The organism is Hyalangium versicolor, assembly GCF_020103695.1.
In the GTDB taxonomy this organism is placed as follows: domain Bacteria; phylum Myxococcota; class Myxococcia; order Myxococcales; family Myxococcaceae; genus Hyalangium; species Hyalangium versicolor.
This window is the reverse complement of sequence record NZ_JAHXBF010000020.1, coordinates 269,398-275,570: the sequence shown is the minus strand read 5'-3', so window position 1 is coordinate 275,570 and position 6,173 is coordinate 269,398. Positions and strand designations below refer to the sequence as shown.

Below are 6,173 nucleotides of genomic sequence, written 5' to 3'. Positions count from 1 at the left end.
TAGGCGTCGACGTCAGCCGCGAGCAGATGGCCGCCCTTCACCTTGAGCGCTCCAACTTCCATGGTGAGTGGAATTACACCCTCCGGCCAAACTGAAACTTTATTTCTGCGCGGCTCCTTAGGCGTGCCGAGGCAAAGGCGGCGCAGAAGTTCGCGAATCTTCCGCCGGGCAAAATAGGTGTCGTCCAAGAGATCTGCTTCGCAGTCGGAGAGTCTTTCGAGCGGATCGTGAACAATCAGCACATCCTCGCGGCCTTCCCATTGTTCGGTACGGAGGGGTGCGTAGGGTTGCTCTGCATGGTCTGTGGCATCGCTGATGCCAATGGGCAAATTCAGAGCTACTACGTCGCAACCTCAGAGACCTCCCGTCTGCCTCTACGACCGCGCGCAGCGAAGTAAGCAAGCCGTGCAGGCCTACTGCGGCAGTATGCATGTAAAGCCTACGGGCAGGAGTTCCCCTGCATCTGGATCCCATGGTTGAAGGATACGCACTGTCCCGCCGGAGGCCTGCACCGTTCCGTCCACGGACTCGATGCTCACGGAGTGAAGCACGAAGAGAGCCATCGTCTCTCGGTGCTCTCGGGCGAAGGCCACTTCGTTTGGGGTGAGCAGCACTTCCGTCCCGTCCATTTGCGTGCCCTTCACTTCCACGTAGAGCGTGACGCCCTCGTTGGTGCAGAGCAGATCGTAGGGCTTCCCGAGACGCTTGACGGTGTAGCCCTGCGCGACGAAATGGGTCTCGGCGCGATCCATCGCGAGGTTTTCGACCGCCCGTCGCACCTCAGGAGAGGAGGAGAAGCCCTGGCCCTTGGCGCGCGCTCGGCTCTTCTCTACCGCTGCTTGCCAGTCATCGGATGGGAGCGGGCGCGGCTCTTTCGTGCCCTCTGGCCACCCACCCACCTCTGTGAGGACCGCTTCCCATTGCTCCGGAGTCAAGCGGTAGACACCACCACCCCTCGCGCGGGTTACAGAGAGACCCTCCAATACGGGATCCGTTCCATCTTCTCGCATCCAGCGAGGGCACTTCGGCGCGCGCGCATACCGGACCCACACCCGGCGCATCATCTTGTCCCAGGGCTCGGGCTTCACCCAGTAGCGACGGAACTCCGGGGGCTCCTCCATGAGGGTCGGCGCTGTCAGCACTTCACCAAGCGCCACGATGCCTCGTCTGCCGCTCTTGTCCTTCGATTGCCAGATGATCACCCGATCCCCGACCTCAATATCCCCTCGGGTGACGGTCCATACCTCCTCATCGAAGTCCCGGAGTGAGTCGAGAGTCCGGTACGTGAGCGGGTTGGAGATGAGCGCCCAATAGCGGCGATCCTCTGAAGGCCCCGCAGCAGGTTCAGCGGGTGATGCCTGCACCGTTCCGAGGCTCAGGTGCTCGAAGGTCCGCAAGCCAGTTGCGGTTGCTCCTAGGGAGGGGGATGCGTCGGCCATGATTGCAGCAACGTCGAGCCCTACGGAGCCGGACTTCTTTTGGTGGTTGCCTGCCTCAAGGATCGCCCGAACTCGCTTGGCATCTTCGAGCGCCTCCTCGGCGCGCCTGATCGCGTTGCCGCTGTCGGCGGCCCGGGCGAGATCGCGCCGAACTCTTCCCGGGTTGTTGCGCCGGCCGCCCGGATCGAAGGCGTCGCTCTCATAGTGCTCGTGTGCCTGCTTGCAGCGCTCAAGGTGCTTCTCGGCCTCTGCCACGTCGGCACGCTTCGCAAGCTGCCTGTCATAGTATTCAAGCGCCTGCTGCGGGTCAGCGAGCAACTTCTCGACATCTGCCTTGCGAGTTCCGCTCGAAGCAGTCACCAAGCACTGGGTCCACAACTCGCGGCCTATAGGCCGGAAGTACCATGTGAAGGACCATGTGCCGTACAGCCACCAGCGCTCGCAGTGATACTCAAACCCGTTCTTCGTATGAATCTTCGACATCAGAATCAATCTCCCTGACCCTTGGCAGAAAACCAATGGCGCCGGGCCACCGTCTACGTGCTTCTCGAGCGGGGGAACTGGAGCGGGTGTGGGTGGGGAACTCCATCCGCATCCGGCCTGCGGACCTGGAAGCCTTCCTCTCCCGGGGGCAGCACTGAGGCGCGGCCGGTGGTCCCCAGTTTCCCGGCCCTATACGGGAACCGGAACCGCCCTGGCCCGAAGGGGCGAGACTCAGGGCCGGATGCCCTGCGGCGCCTTCGTGGACTCCAGGCGACGAAGGCGAGATAGCTCGTAGTCCAGAGCGAACGGACGGAGCGGAGCCGCGAGATCGAACACCAGGATCTGCTCGCCTGCATGAATCAGGACGGGTCGAGGAGATGTCCTGCGGTCCTTGTAGACGGCGGCATAGCGCTGCCGCATGATCGGTTCGATCTCATCTTTGCCGGGAGCCAGCGTAACCACCCAGCCTGTGGGGAGCGACTCGATCCTGAATGTGCTGAACACGCCATTCTTGTACACGAACCCGATGGTGCACTCCTCCTTGGGGGTGGCGCCCTCGATGACGAGGTGAAACACCTCCAAGCCGTCCGGCGAGGTTGGATACTGCACAAGGTCAGGCCGACGAGCATGGAGGCCAAACGCCGCCTCAATCTTCATCTGCATGCTCTCCCCGTCGTCAGGCTTCCCCTTAGCAGCCGTGGCGATTTCGCCGACCCGCAGTTCACCCAGTCGCCCCCGCTGCACCCATTCCTCGGAGGCGGGCGATGAGAGCGCGGTTGTGGTAGCTAGGATCAGCAGGAGGGGCAGAGAACGCATCCCCCGATCCTCCCGCAGCGCGTCGCGTGGTGCCACTGCCCACCCGTGCAGCACGTGACGCACGTTGTCGGAACCGCAAGTCGATTGACGGGACTCACAGGGTTGAGAGAGAGGCTCAACACACTGGCGGAACAGGAGCGCCCACCTTGCAAGTAGCGCCCCCGCCCCGCGCCTGATTGGAGACCGATTTACCAGCCAGAGCCGGCGGTCCCCGCGTCAGCCGTTCTGATGCTCCGGATCGGAGGATGCGGGAGCAGACGGCGCGGGTTCCCCCGGGCTTTCACCCTGAGGGCCCTCTGAGGGCTCGGGAGCGGTTCCCCGTGCCTTCCGGTTCCTGCCCTTGGGCGCCTTGCTCGCGCGCTTCTTCGCGTCCCCTTGGTGCTCGATTCCCTGGGTCCCCCACATGACCAGGGGCAACCGGTGGGAGCCCCAGGTAAACAGGACGATATCCCCGGGGAACTCGCCGCTTGTCGCTGGGTCCTCCACCGCGTTGTGAGGGGCCCACAAGTTGGCCGGGTTCTCCTCGTTGCGCACCACGCGCCGCAGTTGCCCGATGCGCTCCGTAGCCAGGGCCAGCACGGACACGATGCAGGCAGGGGCATCCCGCTCCATCTCCTCATCCGGCAGATCGCGCCGCGCCTGGAGGTCTGCGAGCATCCGTGCCCCCTGAATCGCAGTGGCCAGGGTGCCTAGCTCGAGGTCCAGGCTCACCACCGTCCCCGGTGGGTGACTGCTAGGTCCGTTCTCTTCTTCCATCTCGGCCGTCCTTTCGTGGCTCAGTGCCTTCCCGAAAGTAAACTATAGTTTGTGGTAAATCAAAGTTTACCCGGGCGAGATGGCGTGCGTGTCGCCACCCGGCAAGTCACGCCCACATGGCCCTTCCGCTATCCAGGTCCCGGAGGATCTCGCGCCCATCATCAAGAGGGAGCGGAGGCGCCTCGGGCTGCGCCTGCGGGCACTGCGCACGGCGCGGGGGCTCACTCAGGAGCAGGCGGCAGAGATGATCGGGATCCACCCCAAGTACATGCCGCGCGTGGAGGCAGGCCGGGCCAACCTCACCGTCGATAACCTGATCGCCGCATCCGTGGCCTACGGGGTGTCGCTCCGCGACCTGTTCCCCGAGGCATACGCCGAGGACGCGACCAAGTGACTCGGCGGCTAGCGCTAGCCGAGTGCCCATCCCGCTGTGAAGATGAGTACAGCCCTCGCAAGTAAACTATGGTGTGTGGTGCATCAAAGTTTACCCGGGCGAGATGGGGCGCATGTCCCCAATCGGGAAGCCCCGTCCGCGCCGCTCCGCCAGCACTCATGCTCCGGCGAACCTTGCGCCGATCATCAAGAAGGAGCGCAAGCGCCTCGGGCTGCGCCTGCGAGGACTGCGCACGGCGCGGGGACTCACTCAGGAGCAGGCGGCAGAGATGATCGGGATCCACCCCAAGTACATGCCGCGCGTGGAGGCAGGCCGGGCGAACCTCACCGTGGACACCCTCATTGCTGCGTCAGTGGCCTATGAGGTGGCGCTAAGCGACTTGTTCACCGAGGCGAGCGAGGAGGACGCAGCCGAGTGACACGGAGTGCATCAATCGAGGGTTCCAAGCCCTCTTTCTGCGGCGAAAGCGGCCCTTCGGTGCGGGGCCTAGCGCGGGTAAGTAGGCGTGATCATGCGTGAAGACCTGGAAGCGCATCCTCCCCCCTCCCCCCGGCAGCGTCGGCGGCGGCTGGCGAACCTCGGGAACGTGAAGACCGGGCTTGCCGACTGCATCCGTGCGTTGGAGGACGGGACCATGGAAGCCGGGAAGGCACGGGCGCTCATCTACGGCTACTCAGTGCTCGCCGGGATCATCCAGGGCACCGAGTTGGAGGAGCGCCTCACCAAGCTCGAGGCGTCGGTGAAGCATGAGGGGCACAGTCGAGCGGGGGCCTTGTCGTGCGCCCGGTGAATCTGCGCTCCCGAATCGAAGCCCTTGAGCGGCGCATGGGCCGAACCGCCCCCGCCCTGGCAGTGGTGACGCTGTACGAGGGCGACGACGACGCAGCGGCGGAACGATGGCTCAGCGAGTTCGAGGCCCGCTCCCCGGATAGCGTCGCGATCGTCATCAAGCTGCCGCTACCCCGGCCGCTGGATAAGCCTCCATTCTGGATTCGCCCCTCCGGCAGTCATTCGCGGTAGAAGAACAACGCGCGGGCACGGTCGGCCAACCGGCCATGGTCCCCCAGCCGTGGCAGCCCGCGCTTCTTCCCATCGCTGGGGAGCGCCTGGGGGCGCACATGGGCAGGAAGCCACGGGAGATTCCGCCATGGTCGAGCGCAGAGATGGCGCTGGCCGAATGCAAGCGGCTCCTCGGGGATGAACGTTTCGCGACGGTGCTGAAGGGCCTGCGGAGGAATGTCCGCCGCACACGACGTCAACGAGAGACAGTAGTGCTCTGGGAGAGCCTGAGAGCGCTCACGCGCAACCTCCGCGCTCTCAAACAAGCCGTCGAGCACTCATGGGCACTCAAACGAGAAGAGACGGCTGCGCGTGCGCCGGAAACTGTGCGCGAGACCATCGTGGACTCGATAGCAGAACTGAAGGCTTTTCCTGTGAGACCGTCAGAGGTGCACGCGTTCTTCGAGCGGCTGAAACTCTGGTTACATGAGGGGCAGGACCTCATGGCAGAGGCCGAGCGAATCAGACCGAGGGTTGAAGTCGCTGAGACCGATGAACCCGAGACCAGGGCCATTGCCAACTTCCTCGTCACCTTCGCCGAGCAGGGGGAGCGATCCATCTCGCCGCACATCGCGGCGCTCCTGGAGGTAGCGAACGGCCTGGAACTGCCGCGCAAGAAGGACGCCCGGGATGAGGCCTGGGAGAAGCTCCGCGACAAATGGAAAAAGGCGCTGCGCAGAGCGCGAGCAAGCGCGTCCCCACGTCGAGCACCAACGAGGCGCCGCCAGAGCGCCCGGTGATTACAAGGGGACAACCTCCTCAACAACCCGACAGCCGTCCCCACGTAATCGGGTAGCCGGACGATTCACGATGCCCCCGCCTTTCACAAGACGGAGGCAATCTGTGTCGGACGAAAGAACACCCCCCGGGCTCCTACGGCTCCCGGCGATTCTCAAGCTCATCCCCGTCAGCCGCTCCACATGGTGGGCCGGAGTGCGCGCGGGACGGTTTCCACAGCCCATCAAACTCGGGCCTCGGATCACTGCATGGCGGGCCGAGGACATCGCGGCGCTCATCGGCAGAACACGAGCGCAGGAGGGCCGGTCGTGAGCCCCGTCCTCCCAGAGTGGATGGAGCACGTGAAAGCTCAGGGTGTGAGGCGCACAGCACAAGCCCTCGGGCTTGAGCAGCGAGGCCGCAATGGGCTGTCGCCGTGCCCTGCATGCTCCGCGGTTACACGGCACCCAAACCGACGTGACAAGCGCGGAGCCGTAGGTGTCCGGCCT

The 6,173-nt window shown here is 64.5% G+C and carries 10 protein-coding genes; 6 read left to right on the top strand and 4 right to left on the bottom strand.

Going from position 1 to position 6,173, the window contains the following annotated elements:
* From KY501_RS36405 to KY501_RS36390, 4 genes are all read right to left on the bottom strand, one after another.
* The coding region (locus KY501_RS36405) for a hypothetical protein (RefSeq protein WP_224368467.1) at positions 1–329 on the bottom strand (329 nt) is incomplete at its 3' end.
* Between the two features lie 84 nt (positions 330–413).
* The gene (locus KY501_RS36400) at positions 414–1,922 is read right to left on the bottom strand and encodes an EVE domain-containing protein (protein ID WP_224368478.1); all 1,509 of its coding nucleotides are present in this window, start codon (positions 1,920–1,922) and stop codon (positions 414–416) included.
* Positions 1,923–2,153: 231 nt separating this feature from the next.
* Positions 2,154–2,738, bottom strand: coding sequence for a hypothetical protein (locus KY501_RS36395; RefSeq protein WP_224368466.1), 585 nt, complete (start codon positions 2,736–2,738; stop codon positions 2,154–2,156).
* 216 nt (positions 2,739–2,954) lie between these two features.
* The gene (locus tag KY501_RS36390) at positions 2,955–3,395 is read right to left on the bottom strand and encodes a hypothetical protein (protein WP_224368465.1); all 441 of its coding nucleotides are present in this window, start codon (positions 3,393–3,395) and stop codon (positions 2,955–2,957) included.
* A gap of 178 nt (positions 3,396–3,573) precedes the next feature.
* Here KY501_RS36390 and KY501_RS36385 point away from each other — a divergent pair, with 178 nt between their 5' ends.
* The 6 genes from KY501_RS36385 to KY501_RS54400 all read left to right on the top strand — a co-directional run bounded on the left by KY501_RS36385 (position 3,574) and on the right by KY501_RS54400 (position 5,997).
* Entirely contained in the window at positions 3,574–3,888 is a 315-nt protein-coding gene (locus tag KY501_RS36385; protein WP_224368464.1) for a helix-turn-helix transcriptional regulator, read from the top strand.
* Positions 3,889–4,000: 112 nt separating this feature from the next.
* Positions 4,001–4,306, top strand: coding sequence for a helix-turn-helix domain-containing protein (locus KY501_RS36380; protein ID WP_224368463.1), 306 nt, complete (start codon positions 4,001–4,003; stop codon positions 4,304–4,306).
* A gap of 93 nt (positions 4,307–4,399) precedes the next feature.
* Complete coding sequence (locus KY501_RS36375; RefSeq protein WP_224368462.1) at positions 4,400–4,678, top strand: hypothetical protein; 279 nt, start codon at positions 4,400–4,402, stop codon at positions 4,676–4,678.
* 35 nt (positions 4,679–4,713) lie between these two features.
* Entirely contained in the window at positions 4,714–4,908 is a 195-nt protein-coding gene (locus tag KY501_RS36370; RefSeq protein WP_224368461.1) for a hypothetical protein, read from the top strand.
* Positions 4,909–5,051: 143 nt separating this feature from the next.
* Positions 5,052–5,687 carry a hypothetical protein gene (locus KY501_RS36365; RefSeq protein ID WP_224368460.1) on the top strand — a complete coding sequence of 212 codons (636 nt, stop codon included), beginning with the start codon at positions 5,052–5,054 and terminating at the stop codon, positions 5,685–5,687.
* Positions 5,578–5,997 (top strand): helix-turn-helix transcriptional regulator, encoded by a 420-nt coding sequence (locus tag KY501_RS54400; RefSeq protein WP_373691680.1) that lies wholly within the window; start codon positions 5,578–5,580, stop codon positions 5,995–5,997. Before KY501_RS36365 ends, KY501_RS54400 begins: the two co-directional genes overlap by 110 nt.
* Positions 5,998–6,173 lie beyond the last annotated feature (176 nt).